Origin of the sequence: Corynebacterium uterequi (assembly GCF_001021065.1) — a bacterium.
Classification (GTDB): domain Bacteria; phylum Actinomycetota; class Actinomycetes; order Mycobacteriales; family Mycobacteriaceae; genus Corynebacterium; species Corynebacterium uterequi.
This window is the reverse complement of sequence record NZ_CP011546.1, coordinates 1,656,975-1,681,160: the sequence shown is the minus strand read 5'-3', so window position 1 is coordinate 1,681,160 and position 24,186 is coordinate 1,656,975. Positions and strand designations below refer to the sequence as shown.

The 24,186-nt window shown below is 65.0% G+C and carries 25 protein-coding genes and 2 tRNA genes; 18 read left to right on the top strand and 9 right to left on the bottom strand.

Annotation, left to right across the window (positions count from 1 at the left end; genetic code table 11):
* The 4 genes from recO to CUTER_RS07795 all read left to right on the top strand — a co-directional run bounded on the left by recO (position 1) and on the right by CUTER_RS07795 (position 3,056).
* Positions 1 to 747: a DNA repair protein RecO gene (recO, locus tag CUTER_RS07810; protein WP_047259958.1), complete on the top strand. Its 747-nt coding sequence runs from the start codon at positions 1 to 3 to the stop codon at positions 745 to 747.
* Positions 748 to 1,025: 278 nt separating this feature from the next.
* Complete coding sequence (locus CUTER_RS11740; protein ID WP_158408123.1) at positions 1,026 to 1,196, top strand: hypothetical protein; 171 nt, start codon at positions 1,026 to 1,028, stop codon at positions 1,194 to 1,196.
* 18 nt (positions 1,197 to 1,214) lie between these two features.
* Positions 1,215 to 1,970: an isoprenyl transferase gene (locus tag CUTER_RS07800; protein WP_082121315.1), complete on the top strand. Its 756-nt coding sequence runs from the start codon at positions 1,215 to 1,217 to the stop codon at positions 1,968 to 1,970.
* Complete coding sequence (locus CUTER_RS07795; RefSeq protein ID WP_236684698.1) at positions 1,971 to 3,056, top strand: VIT1/CCC1 transporter family protein; 1,086 nt, start codon at positions 1,971 to 1,973, stop codon at positions 3,054 to 3,056.
* A 27-nt stretch (positions 3,057 to 3,083) separates the two neighbouring features.
* Here CUTER_RS07795 and CUTER_RS07790 read toward each other — a convergent pair whose 3' ends face one another.
* Both CUTER_RS07790 and CUTER_RS07785 read right to left on the bottom strand, forming a co-directional pair.
* Positions 3,084 to 3,509 carry a Fur family transcriptional regulator gene (locus CUTER_RS07790; RefSeq protein ID WP_047259954.1) on the bottom strand — a complete coding sequence of 142 codons (426 nt, stop codon included), beginning with the start codon at positions 3,507 to 3,509 and terminating at the stop codon, positions 3,084 to 3,086.
* A gap of 69 nt (positions 3,510 to 3,578) precedes the next feature.
* Complete coding sequence (locus CUTER_RS07785; protein WP_047259953.1) at positions 3,579 to 3,896, bottom strand: ArsR/SmtB family transcription factor; 318 nt, start codon at positions 3,894 to 3,896, stop codon at positions 3,579 to 3,581.
* Between the two features lie 260 nt (positions 3,897 to 4,156).
* On the opposite strand from CUTER_RS07785, the gene CUTER_RS07780 reads away from it, so the two are divergent.
* From CUTER_RS07780 to CUTER_RS07770, 3 genes are read left to right on the top strand one after another with little or no spacing between them, the layout of a single operon-like run.
* Complete coding sequence (locus CUTER_RS07780; RefSeq protein ID WP_047259952.1) at positions 4,157 to 5,539, top strand: glycine--tRNA ligase; 1,383 nt, start codon at positions 4,157 to 4,159, stop codon at positions 5,537 to 5,539.
* Positions 5,539 to 6,045 carry a hypothetical protein gene (locus CUTER_RS07775; RefSeq protein ID WP_047259951.1) on the top strand — a complete coding sequence of 169 codons (507 nt, stop codon included), beginning with the start codon at positions 5,539 to 5,541 and terminating at the stop codon, positions 6,043 to 6,045. The genes CUTER_RS07780 and CUTER_RS07775 overlap by 1 nt, the downstream gene beginning before the upstream one ends.
* Before the next feature lie 5 nt (positions 6,046 to 6,050).
* On the top strand, positions 6,051 to 6,524 hold the full coding sequence (locus CUTER_RS07770) for a hypothetical protein (RefSeq protein ID WP_047259950.1): 474 nt from the start codon (positions 6,051 to 6,053) through the stop codon (positions 6,522 to 6,524).
* On the opposite strand, the gene CUTER_RS11735 is transcribed toward CUTER_RS07770, so the two are convergent.
* Positions 6,521 to 8,605, bottom strand: a complete 2,085-nt coding sequence (locus CUTER_RS11735) for a TPM domain-containing protein (protein WP_158408122.1) — start codon at positions 8,603 to 8,605, stop codon at positions 6,521 to 6,523. The two genes, CUTER_RS07770 and CUTER_RS11735, sit on opposite strands and share 4 nt — an antisense overlap.
* Before the next feature lie 96 nt (positions 8,606 to 8,701).
* Between CUTER_RS11735 and CUTER_RS07760 the strand changes: the two genes are divergently transcribed.
* A complete protein-coding gene (locus tag CUTER_RS07760; RefSeq protein ID WP_047259948.1) occupies positions 8,702 to 9,976 on the top strand; it encodes a deoxyguanosinetriphosphate triphosphohydrolase in 1,275 nt (424 codons plus the stop codon).
* Positions 9,977 to 10,015: 39 nt separating this feature from the next.
* Here the strand turns inward: CUTER_RS07760 and CUTER_RS07755 are convergent, their stop codons facing one another.
* Together CUTER_RS07755 and CUTER_RS07750 are read right to left on the bottom strand one after the other, a co-directional pair.
* Complete coding sequence (locus tag CUTER_RS07755) at positions 10,016 to 10,297, bottom strand: hypothetical protein (protein ID WP_047259947.1); 282 nt, start codon at positions 10,295 to 10,297, stop codon at positions 10,016 to 10,018.
* A complete protein-coding gene (locus CUTER_RS07750) occupies positions 10,281 to 10,865 on the bottom strand; it encodes a ribonuclease domain-containing protein (protein WP_047259946.1) in 585 nt (194 codons plus the stop codon). Before CUTER_RS07750 ends, CUTER_RS07755 begins: the two co-directional genes overlap by 17 nt.
* A 93-nt stretch (positions 10,866 to 10,958) precedes the next feature.
* Between CUTER_RS07750 and dnaG the strand changes: the two genes are divergently transcribed.
* The gene (gene dnaG, locus CUTER_RS07745; protein WP_047259945.1) at positions 10,959 to 12,860 is read left to right on the top strand and encodes a DNA primase; all 1,902 of its coding nucleotides are present in this window, start codon (positions 10,959 to 10,961) and stop codon (positions 12,858 to 12,860) included.
* Between the two features lie 58 nt (positions 12,861 to 12,918).
* Positions 12,919 to 13,749: a YwiC-like family protein gene (locus CUTER_RS07740; protein ID WP_269079407.1), complete on the top strand. Its 831-nt coding sequence runs from the start codon at positions 12,919 to 12,921 to the stop codon at positions 13,747 to 13,749.
* Positions 13,750 to 13,770: 21 nt separating this feature from the next.
* Here CUTER_RS07740 and CUTER_RS07735 read toward each other — a convergent pair whose 3' ends face one another.
* Positions 13,771 to 14,022 carry a hypothetical protein gene (locus CUTER_RS07735; protein WP_047259943.1) on the bottom strand — a complete coding sequence of 84 codons (252 nt, stop codon included), beginning with the start codon at positions 14,020 to 14,022 and terminating at the stop codon, positions 13,771 to 13,773.
* A 105-nt stretch (positions 14,023 to 14,127) separates the two neighbouring features.
* Positions 14,128 to 14,201: transfer RNA gene (locus CUTER_RS07730), tRNA-Ile, on the bottom strand.
* Between the two features lie 239 nt (positions 14,202 to 14,440).
* Between CUTER_RS07730 and CUTER_RS07725 the strand changes: the two genes are divergently transcribed.
* The 6 genes from CUTER_RS07725 (at position 14,441) to CUTER_RS07700 (ending at position 19,342) form a co-directional block, all read left to right on the top strand.
* A complete protein-coding gene (locus tag CUTER_RS07725) occupies positions 14,441 to 16,087 on the top strand; it encodes an alkaline phosphatase D family protein (protein ID WP_047259942.1) in 1,647 nt (548 codons plus the stop codon).
* Between the two features lie 106 nt (positions 16,088 to 16,193).
* A tRNA-Asn gene (locus tag CUTER_RS07720) sits at positions 16,194 to 16,266 on the top strand.
* Between the two features lie 67 nt (positions 16,267 to 16,333).
* Positions 16,334 to 16,840, top strand: coding sequence for a ferritin (locus CUTER_RS07715; RefSeq protein ID WP_047260701.1), 507 nt, complete (start codon positions 16,334 to 16,336; stop codon positions 16,838 to 16,840).
* Between the two features lie 3 nt (positions 16,841 to 16,843).
* Positions 16,844 to 17,698, top strand: a complete 855-nt coding sequence (locus CUTER_RS07710) for a serine hydrolase domain-containing protein (RefSeq protein WP_047259941.1) — start codon at positions 16,844 to 16,846, stop codon at positions 17,696 to 17,698.
* A gap of 26 nt (positions 17,699 to 17,724) precedes the next feature.
* Positions 17,725 to 18,783, top strand: a complete 1,059-nt coding sequence (locus CUTER_RS07705) for a trimeric intracellular cation channel family protein (protein WP_201775030.1) — start codon at positions 17,725 to 17,727, stop codon at positions 18,781 to 18,783.
* Positions 18,784 to 18,970: 187 nt separating this feature from the next.
* Positions 18,971 to 19,342, top strand: a complete 372-nt coding sequence (locus CUTER_RS07700) for a hypothetical protein (protein ID WP_052844080.1) — start codon at positions 18,971 to 18,973, stop codon at positions 19,340 to 19,342.
* 10 nt (positions 19,343 to 19,352) lie between these two features.
* Here CUTER_RS07700 and CUTER_RS07695 read toward each other — a convergent pair whose 3' ends face one another.
* Positions 19,353 to 19,679, bottom strand: coding sequence for an acyl carrier protein (locus CUTER_RS07695; protein WP_052844079.1), 327 nt, complete (start codon positions 19,677 to 19,679; stop codon positions 19,353 to 19,355).
* Between the two features lie 40 nt (positions 19,680 to 19,719).
* Between CUTER_RS07695 and CUTER_RS07690 the strand changes: the two genes are divergently transcribed.
* Complete coding sequence (locus CUTER_RS07690) at positions 19,720 to 20,736, top strand: alpha/beta fold hydrolase (RefSeq protein ID WP_082121314.1); 1,017 nt, start codon at positions 19,720 to 19,722, stop codon at positions 20,734 to 20,736.
* On the opposite strand, the gene aceE is transcribed toward CUTER_RS07690, so the two are convergent.
* Positions 20,733 to 23,447: a pyruvate dehydrogenase (acetyl-transferring), homodimeric type gene (gene aceE / locus CUTER_RS07685; RefSeq protein ID WP_047259940.1), complete on the bottom strand. Its 2,715-nt coding sequence runs from the start codon at positions 23,445 to 23,447 to the stop codon at positions 20,733 to 20,735. The two genes, CUTER_RS07690 and aceE, sit on opposite strands and share 4 nt — an antisense overlap.
* Before the next feature lie 264 nt (positions 23,448 to 23,711).
* On the opposite strand from aceE, the gene CUTER_RS07680 reads away from it, so the two are divergent.
* Entirely contained in the window at positions 23,712 to 24,152 is a 441-nt protein-coding gene (locus CUTER_RS07680) for a DUF3052 domain-containing protein (protein ID WP_047259939.1), read from the top strand.
* Positions 24,153 to 24,186: the final 34 nt, after the last annotated feature.

The window sequence follows — 24,186 nt, the reverse complement described above, 5'->3', positions numbered from 1 at the left end:
ATGGCGCGGGCGGCGTCCTATCGCGATCAGGCGCTGGTCATCCGTACCCACGACTTCGGAGAAGCCGACCGCATCGTCGTGCTGCTCACCCGGGAGCACGAGGTGGTGCGCGCCGTGGCGAAAGGGGTGCGCAAGACGAATTCCCGCTTCGGTTCCCGACTGCAGCCGTTCGTGCACCTCGACGTCAGCCTGTACCCGGGCAAGAACCTCGCCACCATCGCCGCCGCGGATACGCTTGCGTACCTCGGCGCGGGAATTATCGAGGACTGGGACCGCTACGCTGCCGCCTGCGTGGTGCTGGAGACCGCCGAACGGCTGGCCGGCTACGGCGGAGACGACGCCGCGCTCTTCGACGCCGCCGTCACCGCGTTGCACCGGCTGGGGGAGTCCCCACTGTCCACGGCGGTGCTTGACGGCTTTCTTTTGCAATCGATGCGAGCCGCAGGCTGGGCGCCGCAGTTGTTTAGCTGCGCCGTCTGTGGATGCGCCGGTCCGCATCACGCGTTCCACCCGGCTGTAGGAGGAGCGGTGTGTGTTAACTGCCGGCCTTCGGGTAGCTCCGAGATCCCGGAGGAAGTACTCCACCTCATGTGGTTGCTCGACGGGGGCTATGCCGACGCCGCCGCAGCCCTCATCGGGAGCGAGGGCACGAGCCTGCTTGACACCGCGCACCGCCTGATCACTCGGCACCTGCAGTGGTACGTGGAGGCGGGGATCCGGTCGCTGAAGGTCATGGAACAGCACTGAGACTGTTTCGCCCCGTCCTCTTGCTGTATGTGCCTTGTTCTGAAACTTTGAAAGTTTCACCCGTTTGGGCCCTTCACTTTCAAAGTCTTGCTGCCGAGTACCTGCAGGCACCAACGCCAGCGTGCGGGCGTCGTGACGGCTGCCTACTTGGCGGCGCTTGTCCTCTCTCAAACCATCGGCGGGGGATGGGTCGACCGGTTCGGCGGGGGCGGATACTGCGCCTAACCAGCCTGGGTCAGGTGATGGGCCGGGTCACGGCGGTGATGAGGGTGCCGGCTATGGCCTTGATGCCGCTCGGGATGCTCGCCGTGGGCGTCGTCCTTGATTACGGCAGCGCCGCGCTGGCCTTCGGATTCCTGGGAGGCGTGGCCGTCGTCGCCACGGGCATCATGGCGTCGCCGACGCTGCGCCGCATCCCCCGTCTAGCTAAGGTAACCCTGGCGGGCTGATGGTGCACAATAGGATGCGTGACTGACCCAAATTCGCTTTCCGCAGTGCTGAATCCGCCGGCCATCCCGTCGGAGTTCTTGCCTCGACACATTGCCCTGGTCATGGATGGAAACGGCCGTTGGGCCACCGAGAAGGGGCTGAAGAGAACCGAAGGGCACAAGCGGGGCGAAAAGGTGCTCATGGATGCCGTCGACGCCTGCTTGGCCTTGGGTGTTCCGTACCTGTCCGCGTATGCCTTTTCCACCGAGAACTGGCGCCGATCCGCCGATGAGGTCCGCTTCCTCATGGGTTTCAACCGCGACGTCCTGCGTCGCCAGCGCGACGTCCTGCACGCCAAGGGAGTGCGCGTCGTGTGGGCGGGTCGACGCCCGCGGCTGTGGCGAAGCGTCATCCGGGAGCTGGAGGAGGCCGAGCAGCTGACGAAGGACAACACTCGGATGACGCTGGTCATGTGCGTGAACTACGGCGGGCGAGCGGAGCTGCTCGACGCGATGCGGGCCATGGCGGACGCGGTCGCCCGCGGTGAGCTCGCTCCTGGAGATATCACCGAGGCCAGTGTTGCGCAGTGGTTGTATGACCCGGACATGCCGGACGTCGACCTGTTCCTGCGCCCGTCGGGGGAGAAGCGCACGTCGAACTTCCTGTTGTGGCAGTCCGCTTACGCGGAGATGGTCTACCAGGACGTTCTTTTCCCGGACTTCACCCCGCAGCACCTCTTCGATGCGGTGACCGAATACGCCCGCCGTGACCGTCGTTTCGGGGGTGTGCGCTAGATGAACCCCCGGCCCGAGATGGCCCCGCCCACGAAGCGGCAGATTAGCCGCTGGCGTCGTTACCTCGCCAACGAGCGCGCGGAGGCCGCCGTGTACCGGGAGCTCGCGCACAAGCGTGAGGGTGAGGAGCGGGAGATCCTCTTGCGGATCGCCGATGCGGAGTCTCGTCACGAGCAGTACTGGCGGGACCGGCTGGGCGACTATGTGGGCATGCCTCGCAGGCCGGACCTCAGCACCCAAGTGATGGGCTTCTTCGCGAGTCACTTCGGTTCGGTGTTTGCGTTGGCGCTCATGCAGACGGCGGAGACTCGCACCCCGTACGTTGACGATGACGACGCCCCGGCGACGATCGCCGCCGACGAACGTCTCCATGCGGAGGTGGTGCGCGCACTGGCCGCCCGAGGGCGGGAAAAGATGTCTGGCGGATTCCGGGCGGCGGTGTTCGGGGCCAACGATGGCTTGGTCTCCAACGTGGCGTTGGTTCTTGGTGTCATGGGAACAGGCATGCCCACGAACGCCATTCTCCTTACCGGCATTTCTGGGCTTCTGGCCGGCGCCTTGTCCATGGCCGCCGGCGAGTATGTGTCCGTGCGCTCGCAGGGTGAACTCATCCAGGCAAGTGTGCCGAACCCGAATGCCCACCGGTTGCTCGGGGAGGTCGACGTCAATGCCAACGAGCTCGCCTTGGTCTTCCGGGCCCGGGGGATGAGTGAGGACGAGGCCGACGCCCGGGCGCGGGAAATCTTCGCACACCAGGATCACCTGGCCATGCAAGATTCCCTGGCGGCCACCTCCGAGGCTGAGGCCGACGGCGGCGCGTTCACCGCGGCGGCAAGTTCTTTCGCTGCCTTCGGTGTGGGGGCCTTCATCCCCATCATCCCGTTCGTGGTGGGGATGCATCCGGGCCCGGGGGCGGTGGTGTCGCTCGTGCTCGTGGCTGTGACGCTGTTGGTCACCGGGGGCATCACCGGCGTGTTGTCGGGCAATCCGCCGGCACCGCGGGCACTGCGCCAGCTGGCTATCGGGCTCGGCGCGGCGGGGGTGACCTACGGTCTGGGCCTGCTGTTTGGGCAGGTCATCACCTAAAACGGTGAGGTTTTCAACGCGCTGGGGTTAGACCGCGCCCTGAAGGCAGCTGGCGCACACCCCGTATACCTCGGCGTCATGCCCGGTGAGGGAGAAGCCGTTTTGAGTCGCGATTTGGCGAGCCCAGGCCTCCACCGGCCCGCCGTCGATTTCTTCGGTGCGGCCACAGTTGGTGCACACCAGGTGGTGGTGGTGATGGTCGGAGAGGCAGGCACGATAGAGGGATTCCCCGGAGCTGCGGTGCAAGACGTCGACGGCGTCGATCTCCGCCAAGGACTGCAGCGTGCGGTACACGGTCGTCAATCCCACGTGGGCGTTGCGCCGTTCCAGCTCGTGATGAATCTCCTTGGCGGACTTGAAGTTGTCGAGGGATTCCAACAACTCGATGACGGCGGCGCGCTGGCGCGTATTGCGAACCCCGACCTTGGGCTTCGCAGAGCGGTGGGACAGCATGGCTACTCCTGGTGCGTTGACAAGTGAATGTCAGTTTACCAGCGTGTTTTCACTTTCCCCAATAAGGGTTCAGTTACTACCCCGTTCGGAGTCGGGCGTGCCTAAAACCGCCGCCAGATCGATGATGGTCACGACCTCGGGGGCCACGAGGCGATATATCACCTCGCGACCGCGGCGGGTCGGCTCCACGATGCCTGCCTTCTTGAGCACCCGGAGGTGCTGACTGACCAGGGGTTGAGACTTGCCTAGTTGCTCAACTAACTCATGAACCACATGATCGCGCTCAGCGAGGCGCTCAACGATGTGGAGGCGCTGTGGGGAGTCTAAGGCGCTGATAATCCTGGAGGCGCGTCTGACCTTCTCATGTGCGGCTTCTTCGAAAACCATCGGTAGCCACCTCGTTACTCGTCGGGCCGGGTAGCGGTACCACCCAATGTTGATTTTACGTCCGCACACCGTCTCTCGTCGGAATGCGGACGTCTGTCTTGTCACTACGAAATTATACGCCTGTCCTACATTCGCTGTATTCTGCCCCTGTGTCACCCTCGCTGTTACCCCCAAGCAGGAGGGTCGGGCCACCCGCTAGAATGTTGCCCAAGCATCAGCTTTGAGCATCCACATCGTCTATGAGGGAGTTACCCGCCACCATGGCTGCGTCCGTTATTGATACCGTCGTAAACCTCTGCAAGCGCCGAGGCCTGGTATACCCTGCCGGGGAGATCTACGGCGGAACCCGCTCTGCCTGGGACTATGGCCCGCTGGGGGTGGAACTCAAGGAGAACATCAAGCGCCAGTGGTGGCGCCACATGGTGACGTCGCGGCAGGACGTCGTCGGCGTTGACACGTCGGTCATCCAGCCCCGCCAGGTGTGGATCAGCTCCGGCCACGTGGAGGTGTTCACAGATCCGCTGGTGGAGTCCCTGCATACTCACAAGCGCTACCGTGCCGACCACCTCATCGAGGCCTATGAAGAGAAGCACGGCCACCCGCCGGCAAATGGTCTAGCCGACATTCCGGATCCGGAAACCGGTCAACCGGGCAACTGGACCGAACCGAAGGCGTTCTCCGGGCTGATGAAGACCTACCTGGGCCCGGTGGACGATGAGGAAGGCCTGCACTACCTGCGGCCTGAGACCGCACAGGGCATCTTCGTCAACTTCAAGAACGTCATGACCTCGGCGCGGATGAAGCCGCCGTTCGGCATCGCCAACATCGGCAAGTCCTTCCGCAATGAGATCACCCCTGGCAACTTCATCTTCCGCACCCGCGAGTTCGAGCAGATGGAGATGGAATTCTTCGTCAAGCCGGGCGAGGACGAGCAGTGGCACCAGTACTGGATCGACAACCGCTTCCAGTGGTACGTGGACCTGGGTATCAACCCGGACAACCTGCGCCTGTACGAGCACCCCAAGGAGAAGCTCTCCCACTACTCGAAGCGCACCGTAGACGTGGAGTACGCCTTCGGCTTCGCGGGTTCCACCTGGGGTGAGCTGGAAGGCGTTGCCAACCGCACCGACTACGACCTGCGTGTTCACGCCGAAGGCTCCGGTGAGGACCTGTCCTACTACGACCAGGTCGCGGACGAGCGGTGGACCCCGTTCTGCATCGAACCGGCCGCCGGTCTGGGGCGCGCGATGATGGCCTTCCTCATCGACGCCTACACCGAGGACGAAGCCCCCAATGCCAAGGGTGGGGTGGATAAGCGCGTCGTGCTCAAGCTGGATCGACGACTCGCACCGATCAAGGTGGCCGTGCTGCCGCTGTCGAAGAAGCCCGAGCTTGCCGAACCGGCCCAGGAACTGGCCCAGAAGCTGCGCGCGTTCTGGAACGTGGACTTCGACACCTCCGGTGCCATTGGCCGGCGCTACCGCCGCCAGGACGAGGTCGGCACCCCGTTCTGCGTGACCTTCGACTTCGATACTCTCGAAGACAATGCGGTGACCGTCCGTGAGCGAGACACGATGGAGCAGGAGCGCGTCAGCATCGACGAGCTGGAAACGTACCTGGCCCAGCGACTGATTGGCTGCTAATGCACTACACCTGGTGGGACCGTGAAAACACGGCCAAACCCGTACTCCGTAACGGTGACGATGACTCCGCCCTCGCCACCTTCGATGGGGAAATTGCCTTGGTGGGCGACGAGCAGTGGGCGCTGTCGCACAACCCCACGCTGGGGGCGTCGGTGACCCTGCCCGACGGACGCGAGTTCCAGGCCTTCGGGCGCCTGAAGAAGGACGAACGCATTCCCGTGTCCCTTGACGGAGCATCGTTGACCATCGTCGCCGAAACGTCCAAGGAATTCGTCGTGGAGGACGCGGACGGGGCGAAGGTCGCCCAGTTCACCGGGTCTAACCACGGTGTTCGCAAAGCGATCGTCGAATACTCCGACGATGCGGACATGTCTACCGAGGGCGCTATTGCGCTGGCGTATTTCTCCCGAATCATGCTGGAGGCCCGGACAGTGACGATGGGCACGGCGTTGATCGGGACGCTAGCGTTGCTCTCGCTTGCCGCGATTGTGGCGGCACTGATCTAGATGTCATGACTGGTCGCCGCAACCAAACCCCGGATCCGCCCGATTATTGGGTCTGGTCCGAGGGGGAGTTGCGCGACTCCAACGGGGAGCTCATCGCCTTCGTTAAGGCGGATCTGCTCACCTACGGCGAACATCGGATCTTCCTGGAGCACACCACCGGGCGCATGAGGTTTCGGCTGCGGGCCACGTCCAACGACGGCACCTTCGCCCGAATCGCCCAACCGGGCATGACCATCAATGTCCTGCACGCGAAGTGCGGAGACCGCTCCTACACGCTGGAAAGAACGCACCTTTTGCGCAAAGAACGCGTGATCCGCCTGTCCGACGGCCGGGTGGCGGCGTCCGTGCGTCCCCGCGCCGGAGGCCGCGTCGACGTTCTCGAAGCCGCTGCCTACGGCGAGATGCCGGTCCTGGATGCGGTGTTTCTCAGCTGGGCCTGTGTTATGGCCGACGTGCCGCGGCGGACCTTGAGGCTTTAGAAACCGCCGCTGCGGGTACCGCCGCCACCGAAGCTGCCGCCGAAACTTCCGCCACCGCCGCCGAAGCTTCCGCCGCCGCCAAAACCACCGCCGAATCCGCCGCGGCCACCGCCCGAGAGCATGGACCCGATGACGATGCCCTGGAGTAGCTCACCGCCGGTCTGGGCGGCCTGCTGCTGCCGGTAGCGTCGAACGTCTGCCTCGGCGGCCGAGGAGGCGCGCTTAGCGGCCGCACTGGCCTGGCGGGCTGCATCAATGCCGTTGCGGGGGTTCTTCCCCCGTAGGGTGTGCGCGAGCGCGACGAAGCGTTTTGCCTGCTCAAGGTGGGTCCGTGCGTCGTGCCCGATGATGGCACCGCGGGAAGCGATATGGTCTTCCGCGGCCTGCACGCTGGAGGTCGCCTCGGAGAGCTGCTGATCCAGCAACGCGAGGGTCCGCTCGTGGTCACGGGTGGCGCCTTGGGCGGCGGCGAAGGCGTCGTCGAGGGCGGTGTCGGCGGCCAGTAGGGGAGCGTACGCCCCGAGCGGATCAGTACTGCCGAGAGCCTGTGCCTGCTTCAGCGCCGATTCGGCCTCGGCCACGGCGTCGTCCAGTGGGCCCCACTTGACGGTCGCAGCCGAGGCGGCGGCCCGCTCACGCAGCTCGGCGGCGTCGGCAATTTCGGCTTTGACCTCGTCGATGAGCCTTGGCAGATCCGTCTGAGCGGTGCGAATGCGGGAATCAGCGTGCTCGATGCCATTGAGAAGGTCGTCGGCCAGGGTGAGTACCCGCTCGGTTTCCTGGATGAGCCCGACCAGCTCACCCTGCTCGCCGGCAGGGCGCTTGGCCACTGCGCGGGCTTCGGCGAGGACTCGGTCGGCCTGGTTAAGGGCCTCGTCGGCCAGGCGTGCGTTGTCGCTGATCGAGGAGAGCATCGCCTCGTCGTAGGTGGCGGTCAGCTCGCCCAGCACCTGATGGGCGGGGGCAATGCGGGCGCGCAGGGAGACCTCCTTGCGCGTCAACTCCTCCAGGGTGCTGTCGGCGTTGATGAGCAGGTTGCGCAAGGAGAGGAACTCGGCGGCCTGCTCGTCGAGCGCCGCCTGCGCCTGCCCACACGAGGAAATGATTTCGGTGTGCATAGCGCGCTGCTCAGATTCGGTCTCTGGGAGCTCGTCGTTGAGCAGGGTGCGCGTCTGATAGGCCGACTGCAAGGCCGATTGGGCGGCGTTGACAGCGCGCCTGAAGGACCGCGTGCGCTCCGGGCCGAACTCGGCCTCTGCGATGCGCAGCTGTTCCTTTGCACCTCGGACGGATTCGTCGGCGGCGACGATAACCTCCTCGGAACGCCGGCGCAGCGTATCCAAGGGCAACGCGACGATGGCGCGGGTATCGGCAGGGTCGAGTTGCCGTGAGGAGGCCAGAGCGTTGTGCTGCTCGGTCTTGCGTCGGCGGCGTGAGTACAGCCACGCCCCGCCACCGGCGATGGCTACCGCACCGCCCGCGGCCCCCAGCCAGGCTGCCCCATTGCCCTGGTCCGCTGCAGTGCCGTCGACGGGGGGTCGGTAGGTGCCTTCCTGACCGCTGCGAGGAGAACTGTTCGCGGCGGTGGTCACGGCCTCAACGGCGGTCTCACCCCACGCGAGGTTCGACAGCGGGCCGTAGATGGCGCTGTCGATAGCGTCGAGCTCGGCGCTCGACCACCGTGCACCCGCGTCGAGCACGTAATACCGCTGCTCGGTGGCGACGGCGAGGACCGCGGTGGCATTCGGGTCGAAGGTGCTGCTGCTCTCACGGAGCTGTTTGGCCCACCCTTCCGGGTCGTTGGTGGCGAAGTCGTCGATGAACACGACGGCGAGGTTCTTGCCTTTAGCGTCGTGGAGCCGTTGTTGACCCTCGTCGAGGGCGCGAGCCTCCTCGCTCGTCAGTGCCCCTACTTCGTCGATGATAAGCGAATCGAGCTGGTCGATCGCCGGAGCTGCCAGGACGGTGTCCGCCCCGAAAGCGGCGAGCGGCACCGCTGGCGCCGTAACGGGAAGCGCCACGGCGATGCCGCAGGCGCCGGTAGCTGCGATCAATAAGGAGAGAGCGCGCGCACGTGTCATGGCATTCACCATACCGACAAGCACTACAGTCTTAAGGGTTACACAATGCTGCCTCAGCAGCGACGAGACCTTGGCGACAAGAAGGGAGGGGCGAGCGTGTATCGCTACACAGCCGCCGACACTGCGCGCCTGGTTGCGGAGGCGCCGAAGGCGAGCCAGATCGACGGCACCCGCCCTGATGATCGAGGCGCCTTTTCCCGCGACCGGGACCGAGTCCTGCACTCGGCCGCGCTGCGTCGGCTCGCAGACAAAACCCAGGTGGTCGGCCCCCGCGACGGCGACACGCCTCGAACCCGGCTCACCCACTCGCTGGAGGTGGGGCAAATTGCCCGGGGAATCGGCACCGGCTTGGGGCTGGATCCCAGCCTCTGCGAGATGGCGGGGCTGACTCACGACATCGGGCACCCGCCCTACGGGCACAACGGGGAGGTCGCGCTCAACGAACTGGCTGCCGACTGCGGCGGCTTCGAAGGCAACGCCCAAACGTTGCGTATCCTCACCCGGCTGGAACCGAAGGTGCTCGACGCCGCGGGCGCCAGCGTGGGACTCAACCTCACCCGTGCCTCCTTGGACGCGGCCTGCAAGTACCCGCGGACTCGCACGAACCCTGATGGGAGCGTGAACCGGAAGTACTCGGCCTACGACGAAGACGCCGAGATCCTCGCCTGGGTTCGGGCCGGTCACACGGATGCCGCGCCGCCGATAGAGGCCCAGGTCATGGACTTCTCCGATGACATCGCCTACTCGGTGCACGACGTGGAGGACGGGGTAGTCTCCGGGCGTATCAGCCTCAAGGTGCTGTGGGACCTGGTGGAGTTGGCGCAGCTAGCCCAGATCGGTGCCGCCACCTTCGGCGGGACCGCCGAGGAGCTACTCGACGCCGCCGCCCGGTTGCGCGCGATCCCCGGGGTGGCGGCGGCCGCTGACTTCGATCACAGCCTCAGCGGTTATACGACCCTCAAGCGGCTAACCTCCGAGCTGGTAGGCCGGTTCGTCGGGGCGACGATCTCCGCGACGCTTACCGCGCGCGGGGATCGCGAACTCGGCCGGATGAGCGGGCACCTCGTCGTTCCTGCCGAGGTCCTCGCAGAGGTGATGCTGCTCAAGAGCATCGCGGTGCTCTACGTCATGGACGCCCCCGCCCACGTGGCGCGCCAGGACCGACAGCGCGACCGCATCTATCGGGTTCACGATTACCTTCAGGCGGCGGGCCCGGGTGGGCTCGACGTGATGTTTAGGGAGTGGTTCGACGCCGCCGACACCGATGCCGCCCGGCACCGCGTCATCATCGACCAGATCGCATCGATGACGGAGTCCCGCCTGGAACGCATCGCGCAGCAGTCCTCGGGACTTGCTGCCTTCCTCGGCTGACGCGGGCCAACCGCGGGCCGGGTCGGAGGCAGAGTCCGGTTAGCGCACCAGCGTGACGTCGAGGTCGGCGAGGACTCGTCGAACCGCGAGGGAGTCCTGCTCGGGCAGCTTGGTGTCGGAGCAGATGATCTTCGTGATCTGAGCCTCCTTGATGAGGTCGGCTAACCCGTCGAGGTTGGTCGGCACCGGTGCCGCCTCCGGACCGGAGGTGCGTTTCGGGGCTCGTACGGCCGACGCCAACGCCGAGTAGAAGTCCTGCGCAGTACGGATGCGGCAGGTCAGCAGGACGGGTGTGCGAGCGTCATTAAAGTAGGTGTGCATCGGGAATCTCGCAGAAGGATTCGTAGTGGTCATCCGTGTAGTACCACACGTCAGGGTCGGTTTCGGAGCCCCCTCCGGTGACGATGCGGCGGGCCCCGCGATGGTCCAGACCCGGGGTGACAACGGTGTATTCGCGGTAATAGGACCGGTCCTCATCGGGCAGGATCGACTCGTAGTTCCCGAAGCGGGTGTTGTCATTATTCGGGAACTCGTAGGGTCCGCCAGCCAGGATGTCGTCGACCGTTTCCAGCGCTTCATCCGGCAGGGTATCGAGGGGACACGCGGACAGGCCAGACGCGGCTGTCGAGCCAGCCGCGGAGCGTGCGGAAGGCGCTGTCGAGCCAGCCGCGGAGCGTGCGGAAGACGCTGTCGAGCCAGCCGCGGCGCGTGCGGAAGACGCCGTCGAGCTGGCCGCGGCGCGCGTGGACACCGTCGACGAGGGTGGAGCGTCGTCCGGCGTGGTAGTGCCGCTGTCTGGGAAAAGCACAAAGAACGCGGCGGCGGCGAGGGTAAGCACGCCGCCGATGCCGGCGGACCACGCCTTCGGTGAGGGCTTTGATGCGGCCATGTCCGTTAGTCTTTCATGCCCATCCATGAAACCAAAAGTTAACCTGATAACCGCCGGAATCGATGCCTCACCGGGCGGCGGTAGGGTAGACCCATGGCTAAAGGGCGCATCCCACAGAGTGATATTGAAGCGATCAGGCAGCGCGCCGCGATCGAGGAGATTGTCGGTGAGTACGTCAACCTCAAGCCGGCCGGACATGATTCCCTCAAGGGCCTCAGCCCCTTCAAAGACGAGCGGACCCCGTCGTTCCACGTGCGTCCCAACCACGGCTATTACCACTGCTTCTCCACGGACAAGGGCGGGGATGTCTTCTCCTTCCTCATGGAGATGGAGCAGTTGAGCTTCCCCGAGGCCGTCGAGGCAGTGGCGGACAAGATCGGCTATCACATCAACTATCAGGGCGGGACCACGGGCGCTCGCGACGTCAAGCCCGGCACGCGCGCCCGCCTCATCGCGGCGAACAAAGCCGCCCACCAGTTCTACCGGGAGCAATTGGAGACCCCCGAGGCGGCTCCCGCCCGGGAATTCCTCCTTCAGCGCGGCTTCGGCCGGGACATCATCTACGAATTCCAATGCGGGTACGCCCCGGAAGGCTGGGACACGCTGACCAAACACCTGCTGCGCAAGGGTTTTGAGGTGCAGGAACTCGTCGATGCCGGGCTGAGCTCCATGGGCAAACGCGGACCCATCGATAAGTTCCGACGGCGCCTGCTGTGGCCGATCAAGGATCTTCCTGGAAACGTCATCGGCTTCGGGGCGCGCAAGCTCTTCGATGACGACCCGATGGGCAAGTACCTCAACACCTCGGAGACCTTGCTGTACAAGAAGTCGAAGGTGCTTTTCGGCCTCGACCTGGCGAAGAAGAGCATCAATAGTCAGCGTCGGGCCGTCATCGTGGAGGGTTACACCGACGTCATGGCCATGTACGCCGCTGGTGTGACCACCGCCGTCGCATCGTGCGGTACTGCCTTCGGTCCGGAACACCTGCAGATTTTGCGGCGTCTCCTGCTCGATGACTCGTACTTTCGCGGCGAGCTCATCTACACCTTCGACGGTGACGAGGCTGGCCAGAAGGCAGCGTTGCGGGCGTTTGAGGGCGACCAGGAATTCACCGGGCAGTCCTTCGTGGCCGTCGCGCCGGAGGGGCAGGACCCCTGCGATCTGCGTCTCGCCCATGGCGATGAGGCGCTGCGCAACCTGGTCGCCACCCGTCGGCCCATGTTTGAGTTCGTCATCGAGTCATTGCTGGCCGAGTACCGCACGGACACGCCCGAGGGCCGGGTCCAGGCGTTGCGTCGGACCGTGCCGGTGGTCGCCGGGATTCGAGACGAGGCCTTGCGCACCGAATACGCCCGCCTCTTAGCCGGCTGGGTGGGCTGGCCCAACCCGGACGACGTCCTGCGTCAGGTGCGGGAGGAAGTACGCCGGCCCTCCCGGCGCCGAGATACCCCGCGCCGGGCGACCCGTTTCGCCTCGGGTAGTTCCTCGGCGACGACGGACACCCCGCTGGTCATTCCGCCACGCCGCAACGATCCCCGCTTGTGGGCACAGCGAGAGGCGATCAAGCTGGCGCTGCAGGCGCCCGAGGTGGCGGGAAGCTACTTCGATGGCATCAGCGACACGGCCTTTACCCACGAGGCCTACCGTGCGGTGCGTGACGCCATTCGCAAAGCCGGGGGCCTGTCCGCCGCGCAGCGTGGCGACGTGAACTGGGTAGCCGCGGTCAGCGACCAGATGCTCGACGGTTCGGGGCGCGCATTCGTGTCCGAGCTGGCAGTGGAGGACATCATCGAGGACCACGACCTCACGACGTACGCGGACTCGGTGCTGTCTCGACTTCAGGAACAAGAGGTGGCTAACCAGATCGCGGTGCTCAAGGCACAGTTGGAACGGATGCGCCCTTCGGACAATGAGGAGGCCTACAATAACCTCTTCTCTGACCTAGTGGCCCTGGAGCAAGCACGCCGGGAACTCAGCGACCGCGCCTTTCGGTGACCGGGGCGGGGTAGTCCGAAAGTTGATCCACCATACAGCCGAAAGTTAGGGTTGGGCGGTGGGTCAGATACGGAGACGACGCAAGGGCATCAGCCCGTGGATTCCAAATCAACACGGAGCCTGGGCCATGCTCATTACCCCGGCGATCGTGGGTCTCGTCGCGGCGGTGGTTCACGGTACGACCGCCCAGCAAGGCGCGGGACACTGGTTGGCCGTGGTCGCGGTGCTGCTGGCGTGGTTCTTAGGCTACGGCAGCTTCTTCGCCTTCGGATTGGCGGTCAAGGCGCGTACGTGGGAGCGACGCCGGCCCTATCTCACGCCGTGCGTGTGTTATGGAGTTCCCGCAGCGGTCCTCGTCGGGCTGGTGGCACTGGTCGACGCGCCGTGGCTGCTCAGCTGGGCAGTCACGTACGCGCCGCTGCTCGCCATCGCTGCGATAGAGACCCTGCGCCGCAGGCCCCGATCCACCGTGTCCGGGGTGGCCACGACCATGGCCGCCGCACTGCTGGTGGCGGCCATGGTGGACCTGGTGGGAGGCCCGAAGGCCGAAGGGTTAGCGGCGAGCGCGGTCCTGGCGTTGTATTTCACGGGCAGCGTGCCCTTGGTGAAGTCGGTGATTCGCCAGCGCGGGAACGACGCGTACTTCGCCGGCTCGGTGGCGTATCACGTGCTGGCCGTAGGGGCGCTGATCTGCCTATGGGTGTGTGCTCGGCCGTCGTCGGTGGGCATGGCCCTGGGGCTGGGGGTTCTGGTCGCTGAGGCCGCCTACGCCGTGTACTTTCCGCTGGCGCAGCGGCGCGGGGCGCCGGTCACCGCAAAGAAGGTGGGCCTGGCCTTGGCTCCGCTCGGGGTGGCGGCCGGAGTCGCGTCGCTGATCATCGCGGTGTGACCTGGCCGGCGGTAGGACGGGTTAGTCCTCGTCGCGTTCGAGGATGTCCTGGCCGGCGACGCGCTGATCGCGCTTAAGGTTCTTTACCTCGCGCATCCGGGGCTGCGGGTCGAGCTTGTTGGCGATGGCGGAGCGGGCGCTGCTGACGGCCTGCTTAGTCACAGGCGAGTTGATGACGGTCTGGGCGCCCTTTTTGAGCTGGTGGTAGCGCTTTCGGCCGGCCTTGGTTCCCAGAACGTATCCGGCGGTAGCGCCGATAACGAATTGGATCATGGCCGCTACTGTACACGGGGCGCTCCCGCCGGCTGTGGCCAGAGGAAGTGAGAGCCAACAAAAACCCAGACCAGCCAGCATGAATGCCGGATGATCTGGGGTTTGTGGGGCCAGCGGGGCTCGAACCCGCGACCAGCGGATTATGAGTCCGCGGCTCTAACCGACTGAGCTATAGCCCCGCGGAAAGTATATAGAACGCGCGATGTGAGGCCGTAATCCGGGCCATGGTTTGCCCTGGTGGCCAGGGGCGCGCACACCCATACATCGACAGCCGGTGAACGGGGTATGAGCCGCGGGTAAACCTTGCGCTAAAGATGCGGAGACTTCCTGAGTGAGGTGCCATGATAAGTGCGTCAGAGATTTCAGTGTGCTGTCCAACAATGGGACGTACGCCTCGAAGAAAGATTGGTATTTCCTGATGACGCATAATCGTCGCCGGTTCCTGCAGTCAGCCGCAGTCACCACCGCTGCCGCCGCAGCGGTGTCACCAGGGGTCGCGCAGGCCCAAAGCAGCCTGAGCTCGGAGCCCGTCGAACCCGTCGCCAACCCCGTCGGTGAGCTGCCCTTCCTTCACGGTGTGGCCTCCGGTGACCCCCTGCCCGATACTGTCGTTCTCTGGACGCGAGTGACCCCGTCGCCGGATGCTATGCCCGGCTCCGGGGTGGGCGAGGACGTCACCCTGCGCTGGGAGGTGGCTGCTGACGAGACCTTCAGCTCCATCATCGCCGGCGGTGAGGTTGTCGCCACCGCCGCCACCGACCACACGGTGCACGTGGACCCGTGGAATCTGCAGCCGTCGACGGTCTACTACTACCGCTTCACCGTGCTCAGCGGAACCTATGCCGGCACGGTCTCCCCGGTGGGCCGCACCCAGACCGCTCCGAGCCTCGACGCATCGCCGGAGAACCTGCGTTTCGCCGTCGCCTCGTGCGCCAACTGGGAATCGGGATTCTTCCGCGCCTACGCGGACATGGCGCAGCGTGGCTACAACGGCGAGTTGGACTTCACGCTCTTCCTGGGCGACTACATCTACGAGTACGCCCAAGGCGAGTACTCGGGCTTTGGCCCCTACCGCTGGTACGAGCCGGCACACGAGATCATCAGCCTGGCGGACTACCGTATCCGCTACGCCTTGCACCGCACGGACCCGAACCTCCAGGCCGCGCACGCGGCGATGCCGTGGATTGTGGTGTGGGATGACCACGAGACTGCCAATAACTCCTGGCTCCAGGGTGCGGAGAACCATAACCCGGCCACCGAGGGAGAGTGGCTGCCGCGTCGCAACGCCGCCTTCCAGGCGTACTTCGAGTGGCTGCCGGTGCGTGCGACGAACCCCTCCGAAGGCGGTCACATCTACCGTTCCTTCAGCTTCGGCGACCTGGCGGAGCTGCTGGTCATGGACCTGCGCACCTACCGCGATGAGGGTGTCACCGTCAAGCTGTGGGAGGCGGGTGACCCGGATCGGACGATGCTGGGCACGGAGCAGTCCCAGTGGCTGATGGGCAAGATCTCCACGCACGACGCCGCGTGGACCATTCTGGGCAACTCGGTCATGTACTCGGAGATGAACCTGGCAACCCTCCACCAGGATCCGCAGATGGCGGAGCTGAGTTCCTTCCTTACGGAGCACCGCATCGACGGTATCCCGGTCAACGGCGATCAGTGGGACGGCTACGCCTATGAGCGCGCGAAGCTCAAGCAAGCGCTGGCTGACACGGGCAAAAAGGTCCTCGTGTGCACCGGTGACATCCACTCTGAGTGGGGCCACGTGGTGGTGACCGACGACGGCCGCGAGATCGGCGCCGAGGTGGTGTGCACCTCTATCACTGCGCCCGGCGGGCCGGAGACCATCGGCCTTCCCCCGGAGACGCCGTTGTTCGACCTTGCTCATGCGTACATCCAGTCCGCTAACCCGGACGTGCGCCACGTCAGCTTCCGTTACCACGGCTACTGCGTGGCCAAGGTGGACCGCTCGGGCGTGAGCATGGAGTACTGGCGAGTTAACCACGTCGGTGCGCAGGATTCCGGCATGAACCTGGGTCACTCCTGGCGCTGGGACGGCTAAGTCCCATTGCGGCCAAAATGCCGTGCACGCTGCTGATTTGTTTGCTGAGAACATGCTCGGTTATAGTCATTACTCGTTGCACGGCACACGGTGCCGCTAAACACAATCCTCCATAGCTCAGTTGGCAGAGCATTCGACTGTTAATCGAAGGGTCACTGGTTCGAGCCCAGTTGGAGGAGCGGTTACGCCCCCAGATCGATGGATCTGGGGGTTTTTCTTATTGTTGCAGTGGTGTTTAATGAGGGCATGAAGATCAACGACAAGCTTGAAAACGTCCTCAACGCTCAAGTCACCTCGGAGTACACCGCCTCGCTCGTGTACACGCAGCTGGCCTACCACCTCAAGAAGCTCAGCTTCGACGGCATGGCGACCTGGATGCTCGCCCAGGCTGAAGAAGAGCGCGAGCACGCCGCGAAGATCGCCGAGCACCTCCTCGCCCGCGGCTCCAGCGTTGAGCTCGGCGACCTCTCCGTGCCGGCCATGTCGGTGGAGTCTCCCGTCGACGCCTTCCAGCTCTCCCTGCAGCACGAGCAGAAGGTCTCCGAGGAGATCCGCGTCATCGCTCGCGTCGCAGATGAGACCGGTGACCTGGAAAGCCGCACCTTGGTCAACTGGTTCCTCGATGAGCAGATCAGCGAAGAAGACACTGTCGGTAACATCCTCGATCGCCTGAAGATCATCGGTGCGGATGGCACTGGCCTGCTGCGCCTCGACGCCGACCTGGGCAGCCGCTCCGGGGCCTCGGAGGACTAGACCGTGACGGGTGTTCAACTAGGCGATGTCCTCGGCCAGGTCCGAACGTGGCCGGTCGATCACGCGTCGGCCGCGTTGATCACCCCGGCTGGCAGCGGCACCCTCGGTGACTCGCACCGGGTCTACGAGCTTGCCAGCGTCACCAAGCTCCTGGCTTCCTACGGAGTGCTCATGGCCGTCGAGGAGGGCGCCTTCGAGCTCGACGACGCTTGCGGGCCTGATGGTGCGACGGTACGTCACCTGCTCGCTCATGCCAGCGGTGTGGGTTTCGCCTCGCGTGAGCCCATTAAGGCCCCGGAGCAGCGGCGCATCTACTCGTCGGCCGGTTTCGAGATCCTCGCGGATTTCGTGGCTGACACCACCGGCATTGCGTTCGCCGACTATCTCCGCGAAGGAGTGTTCGAGCCGCTGGGGATGACAGCCACCGAGCTCTATGGCTCCGCCGGGCATGGCGCGCGCAGCACGCTGGCAGACCTCGTTTCCTTCGCTGGGGAGTTGTTGGCTCCGACGTTGCTCGACGAGTCCACGTTGCGCACTGCTTTCAGCGTCCACTACCCGGACCTGAGGGGAGTGGTACCCGGCTATGGAATGCAAAAGCCGTGCCCGTGGGGCTTAGGCTTCGAGATCCACGGCGAGAAGTCCCCGCATTGGTTGCCGGAGGACATGCCGCCGGAAACGGTTGGTCACTTCGGCATGACGGGCACTTACGTGTGGCTGGTGCCGTCGTGGGCGCAGGTCGACGGTGCGGGGTGCGCGATGGTGGCGTTGACGGACCGCGATTTTGGCCCGTGGGCAACAACAACGTGGGCGGAGACGAACGCGGCGATCTTCAAGGATCTGCTTCGCCTCGGCCGTTAGCCCGGTGAGGTCCTACACTAAGGGCCATGAACGTGCAGGATGTTGATCCGCTGATCCAAACGCTCTACCGAGTGTTTGACGTTGCCGGGGTGTTCATTATGGGCATCATCGGCGGCACCATCGCCCGCCAACGGGGCTTCGATATCGTCGGTTTCCTCTTCATCGCCCTCTTTTCCGCCCTCGGTGGCGGCATGATCCGCGACGTCCTCATCAACCGCGGAACGGTGGCGGCGATGGCCACACCCGAGTACCTCATCCTCGCCTTCGCAGGTGCGCTGGTCGCCCGGCTGGTGTATTTCAAGGGCACGACGTGGGAGAGGTTCCAATTCCACGGTGATGCCATTATCTCCAGCCTGTGGGCTGCTACCGGCTGTATCAAGGCAGTGTCTTACGGTTTGCCCGTGCTCGCCTGCATCATGATGGGCGTGTTCACCGCCGTCGGCGGCGGAATGATCCGCGACGTCGTGACCGGCGGCATCCCGAGTGTCTTCGGTTCCAACCAGCCCACGGTCATCCCGGCCGTAGCATGCACGACGACGGTTCTTATCGCCAACCACTTCGATGTGCTGGCGATCGGGGTGATCGTCGGCCCGCTGCTGTCCTTCGGGCTCACTGTGTACGGGTATTGGACTGGGTGGCGGCTCAACGCCGATTCAGAATGGGCCCCGGTCAACCGTGCGGTGTCGAAGATGGAACGGGAGTCGCGCAAGATCGCCCGTGAGGTGGAGCCGCGGCGCCTGCGTGCGTGGCGCCACCAGATGATGGAGAGGGCGCTGGAGCGACGCCGCGACCGCGGCCAGGTGCCGGTGGACACATCAGCGGTCGACGAAGTGGTGGAAGCTATCGAACGAGAAGAGCTGGCCCGCGAGCAGTCCTCAGGGGTGGGCTTCGACTTCGGCGGCGATTCCTACGACAACTACGACGCGGACACGCAGCGCGATCACGCGGGCGAGGAGTTCCAGGAGCCGTCGACGCCGTCGTCGCGCACCTTGGAAGACCTCATTGACCTGGTGCTCACTGATGAGCTGCTCACCGACGAACTGCTCGACCGGCTGGCGAACAAGAACAATAAACCTAAGGATTAGCTTTATTGAATGGGGGATAAAGTAGCACTTTAGAGTTGCGCCCGGGTGAGGGCGCCCGGAACAATAGCGACGTACACCACGAGGGCGTAGGGGAAGACGAGCCTCGTCTTGGCACTGTTGGTGACCACGGTTGAAATAATCGTGGAACCGCAGGGTCTTTAATGACGTATCCGAAAGGAACTCCCCCGTGACGGTATCTCTCGTGCACGCCCCCGCCTACCGTTGGGACCACGCGGTTGCTCCCACCGCCTCGGCGGAGCCGGCCACCCTCGCTGTCCTCACCATTAACGGCATGCCTCGGTCCCTGCGCACGCGCGTAGAACAGTCCATGGTCATCTGCCTTCGTTCCGAGCCGCTCAGCGCGGCCCCCGGAACCGACGTCTTCGCCGCCGACTGGTTTACCCGGTGGTCGGTGGACCACGGTTGCTTGCAGCGAGGCCGAATTCGCTGCCGGCAGGTTATTAGCGCCACACCGGCGGAGATTGACTCGCTGCGTCGTACGCTTGCCTCACTGGCGACGAACTACGGCTTCGACGCCGACGTCTCCGCGATGAACTAACCGCCAGGCGTCAGGGGAGCAGCGAGTCCACGTACTGTGCCCACTGGCCGAAGGTTTCGAGGTCGGCCACCTGCCGGTCGTCGAGCCGCACCCCGAACGCCTCCTCCAATCGGACCGCCACCTCGATCCGCTCCAGCGATCCCAGGCCGGCGGAATCCACCGGGGTGTCCTCGTCGATGCTATCGGCCGTCACTCCGGACACTCTCTCGACGAGGGCCGCGATGCGCGCCAAGGTCGGTGCCGAGGCGTCGTCGAGAGCGACGCCCGTGGCGTCCGCGGGCTGGGTGTGGCCGAACTTCTCTGCTAGTTGATCTGCCAGGGCCTCGGAAAAAACCATGATTCCCACCCTAGCGTGGGCGGCGGTAACGTAGCAGAGCATGAAGCTGAGGACGACACCGTGGGACGCCGTGGGGGCACTACGGCGTACCGCGAAGCGCGCCCGGATACTGACCCGAGGGCGCGAGCGGGCAGTAGCCAAGCGGCCGAAGGTGCTCACTGACGCCATCCGTGGGGAGATCGTCTCCAACGGCAGCTCTGTCGCCACGTACCTCTACGAACCGATCGGCGAACCCGAGGACGTGACCGTTGTCTTCGTCCACGGCTATACCCTTTCTGCCGAATCCTTCTTCCAGCAGGTGGATTTCCTGCGCGAGCAGTGGCCCGGAGTGCGGATTCTCCTGCTCGACCTGCGCGGCCACGGCAACAGCGCGGAGGTCCCGGCCGCCGAGTGCACCATCGAGGGTGCAGCGGCCGACGTCCGCGCCGCCATCGACATCCTCGCGCCCGACGGGCGGATCGTCCTCGTCGGGCACTCTCTCGGCGGGCCGGTAAGCCTCTGTGTTCTGCGCCGGGCCGACGCCGCCCTGGCCGAGCGCATCAGCGGTTTCGTCAGCGTGTCCGGTTCCTTAGTGGAGATGTCCCGTCGGGGACTTGCCCGGCTGCTTGATACCGACGCCATGTCCGGCGTCCTCAAACTTTACCGGGCCTGGCCGGAGAGCGTTTTCCACGTGCGGCAACGGTTCTCCGGCCTGGTGGGGCCGGTGCTTTCAGTGGGGTTCTTCATCCGGCACACGCCGGTCGAACACATCGAGCTCCACGCCGGGCTCATCGCCAAGACCCCGACGGCCTCGCTGGCCGGGTTCGCCGCGGACCTGCGGCACCACTCGGAGTTCGAGGCCCGGACGCGGCTGGTCGGGTTGCCCGGCTACGTCATCGTCGGGGAGAACGACTACGTCACTCCCGTCGAGCAGTCCCTGCTCCTGCACCGGCATTGGCCGGGCTCCTACTACCAGGCCGCCCCGAAGGCGGGGCATATGCTCCCGCTTGAGGTGCCGGGATTCGTCAATACGGCGATTCACCGGCTCCTCGAGCACGTAACCGGGCGCGGCGCTTAGGCCTTCGTCGGGTCGTCGATGTGGTACTTCTCGGCGGCATTCTTAGCCACCGAGAGATCGATCGACCCTTCGCGGGCCAGACCCAGCAGCGCGGCGACCACCATCGACTCGGCGTCGATGTTGAAGAAGCGGCGGGCGGCGTCGCGGGTGTCGGCGAAGCCGAAGCCGTCGGCACCCAGGGTGAGGTACTGGCCCGGCACGTAGGGGCGGATCTGCTCGTGCAGGTCCGAGGCGAAATCGCTGGTGGCGACGTACGGTCCGGAGGTCTGCTTGAGCTGGGTGGTGACGAAGGCCTCCTCGGGCTCCAGCGCCGGGTTCTTCAGGGCGGCGTCGGCGCAGCGTCGGCCGTCGCGCGCCAGCTCGGTCCAGGAGGTCACTGAGTACACGGACGCCTTGACGTCATACTCCTCGGCCAGGATCTGCTGGGCTTGAAGCGCCCACTGCATGCCCACGCCGGAGGCGAGCAGGGACACCTCGTGGGTGCCCTGCTCACCGCGGGAGTAGAGGTAGATGCCCTTGTGCAGGCCCTCGACGTCGAGGTCCTCCGGCTCCTTCGGCTGCGGGACCGGCTCGTTGTACACGGTGAGGTAGTAGGACACATCCTCGCCGCGGCCCGGGCCGTACATCCGGTCGATGCCTTCGCGCACCAGGTGGGCGATCTCGTAGGAGAAGGCCGGGTCGTAGGACACGACGGCAGGGTTCGTCGAGGCCAGGATCGGGGAGTGGCCGTCCATGTGCTGCAGGCCCTCACCGGTCAGGGTGGTGCGGCCGGCGGTGGCGCCGATGATGAAGCCGCGGGCCATCTGGTCGGCAGCGGCCCAGAAGCCGTCGCCGGTGCGCTGGAAACCGAACATGGAGTAGAAGATGTACAGCGGAATCATCGCCTCGCCGTGGGTGGCGTAGGACGTTGCGGCCGCGGTGAAGGAGGACGTGGCACCGTCCTCGTTGATGCCCTCGTGGAGGATCTGGCCATCAGAGGCCTCGCGGTAGGACAGCATGAGGTCGTGATCGACCGGCACGTAGGACTGCCCACTCGGGTTGTAGATCTTCAACGTCGGGAACCACGAGTCCATGCCGAAGGTTCGCGCCTCATCCGGGATGATCGGGACGATGCGCTTGCCCAGCTCCTTGTCGCGCATGAGTTCCTTGACGGTGCGCACCAGCGCCATCGTCGTGGCCACCTTCTGCTTGCCGGAGCCCTTGCGCACGGACTTCAACTTGTCGAGGCTCGGCACCTCGAGCGGGGTGTAGTCGGTGCGACGCTCCGGGAGGAATCCGCCCAGCTCCTCACGCCGCTCCAGCATGTACTTGATCTCTTCGGCGTCCTTGCCGGGGTGGTAGTACGGCGGCAGGTAGGGGTCCTTCTCCAGCACGTCGTTGGACACCGGGATGGACTGCTTGTCGCGGAAGGACTTCAGGTCGTCGAGGGTGAGCTTCTTCATCTGGTGGGTGGCGTTGCGGCCCTCGAAGTTGTGGCCGAGGCCGTAGCCCTTAATGGTGTGCGCCAGGATGACGGTGGGGGCACCGTTCTTGGTCTCCATGGCGCGCTTGTAGGCGGCGTAGACCTTCCGGTAGTCGTGGCCGCCGCGGCGCAGCGCCCAGATTTCGTCGTCGGTCATGTCCTCGACCAGCTTCGCGGTCCGCTCGTCGCGGCCGAAGAAGTGTTCGCGCACCCAGGCGCCGTTGTTGGCCTTGAAGGTCTGGTAGTCGCCATCCGCCGTGTTGTTCATCAGCTCGACGAGCGCACCCTCGGTGTCCTTCTCCAGCAGGGCGTCCCACTCTCGGCCCCACACGACCTTGATGACATTCCAGCCCGCGCCCTTGAAGAAGGACTCCAGCTCCTGAATGATCTGGGTGTTGCCGCGCACCGGGCCGTCAAGGCGCTGCAGGTTGCAGTTGATGACGAACGTGAGGTTATCCAGGCCGTAGAGGGGGCCCATCTGGATGAGGCCGCGGGACTCCGGCTCGTCCATCTCACCGTCGCCGAGGAACGCCCACACGTGCTGCTCAGAGGTGTCCTTGATGCCCCGGTCGTGCAGGTACTTGTTGAATCGGGCCTGGTAGATGGCGTTCATGGGGCCTAGGCCCATGGACACCGTCGGGAACTCCCAGAAGTCCTTCATGCCACGCGGGTGCGGGTAGGAAGGCATGCCGTTGCCCTCGCCGCGGGAGACTTCCTGACGGAACCCGTCGAGGTCATCCTCGCTCAGTCGGCCCTCCAGGAAGGCGCGGGCGTACACACCGGGGGAGGCGTGGCCCTGGAAGAAGATCTGGTCGCCGCCGCCCGGGTGGTCCTTGCCGCGGAAGAAGTGGTTGAGACCAACCTCGTACAGCGGGGCAGCGGAAGCGTAGGTAGAGATGTGGCCACCGACGCCAATGCCGGGGCGCTGGGCGCGGTGCACCATGATGGCGGCGTTCCAGCGAATCCACCGGCGGTAGCGCTTCTCAATCTCCTCATCACCGGGGAACTCCGGCTCCAAGGACGTGGGGATGGTGTTGACGAAGTCGGTCGACGTCAGCGACGGCAGCGGTACCCGCTTGGCGGTGGCCCGCTCAAGCAGGCGCAGCATGAGGTAGCGGGCGCGTTCCGGGCTGCTGTCCTCGAGCAACCCGTCCAGGGAGTCCATCCATTCACGGGTTTCCTCGGGGTCCGAGTCGTGCATGTAGGACGCAACTCCGTCGCGGATGAGCGGGTAGTTGGAATCGGCCATGAATGTCCTCCTGGAAGACGGGATCGGCAAAAATGTCGTGTCATAAAAATGATACTGATTACCCACTTTAGGCGCCCAGACGGCTTCGAATCCGCCCCTGAACACGGTATATTGTCCAGCAAGGGGTGGGTAAAAAGTGCGATCCGTGAGTGGGAAGTTCCACGAGGGCAACGCGGGGGAAGTACACTGTGGCACAACGCTATCCCGTCGGCTGGCCCCGCCTGAGGCAGTGCAGCCAGCCCCAGATAAGGAGGAACAACCAACGTGGTGGACGCGCCGGGCGCAGTGACCAAAGACGCCAACGTCACCGCCCAGGACCTAGTGGGCCGTCTCGGCATTAAGTCGGGGATGATCGTTCAGGAACTCGGCTGGGACGACGATTGCGACGCCGCGATCTCCGAAGCCGTCGAGGACGCTATCGGGGAGGAACTCCTCGACGAAGACACCGACGAGCTCTGCGACGTCGTGCTGCTGTGGTGGCGCGAGTCCGACGGCGATCTCGTGGACGGGCTCGTCGACGCGGTCCGCAACCTCGCCGATGATGGCCGGATTTGGTTACTCACCCCCGGTGCCGGCAAGCCGGGCACCATCGCGCCGGGTGAGATCAACGAGTCCGCCCAGCTAGCCGGTCTGGTACAGACCAAGGCGGATCGCTTCGGCCGCTTCCAAGGCTCTAGCCTTGTTCCGGCCGGAGCGAAGAAGTAGCGCACGCCTCACCGGAGGGTGTTTGGTTGCCCTA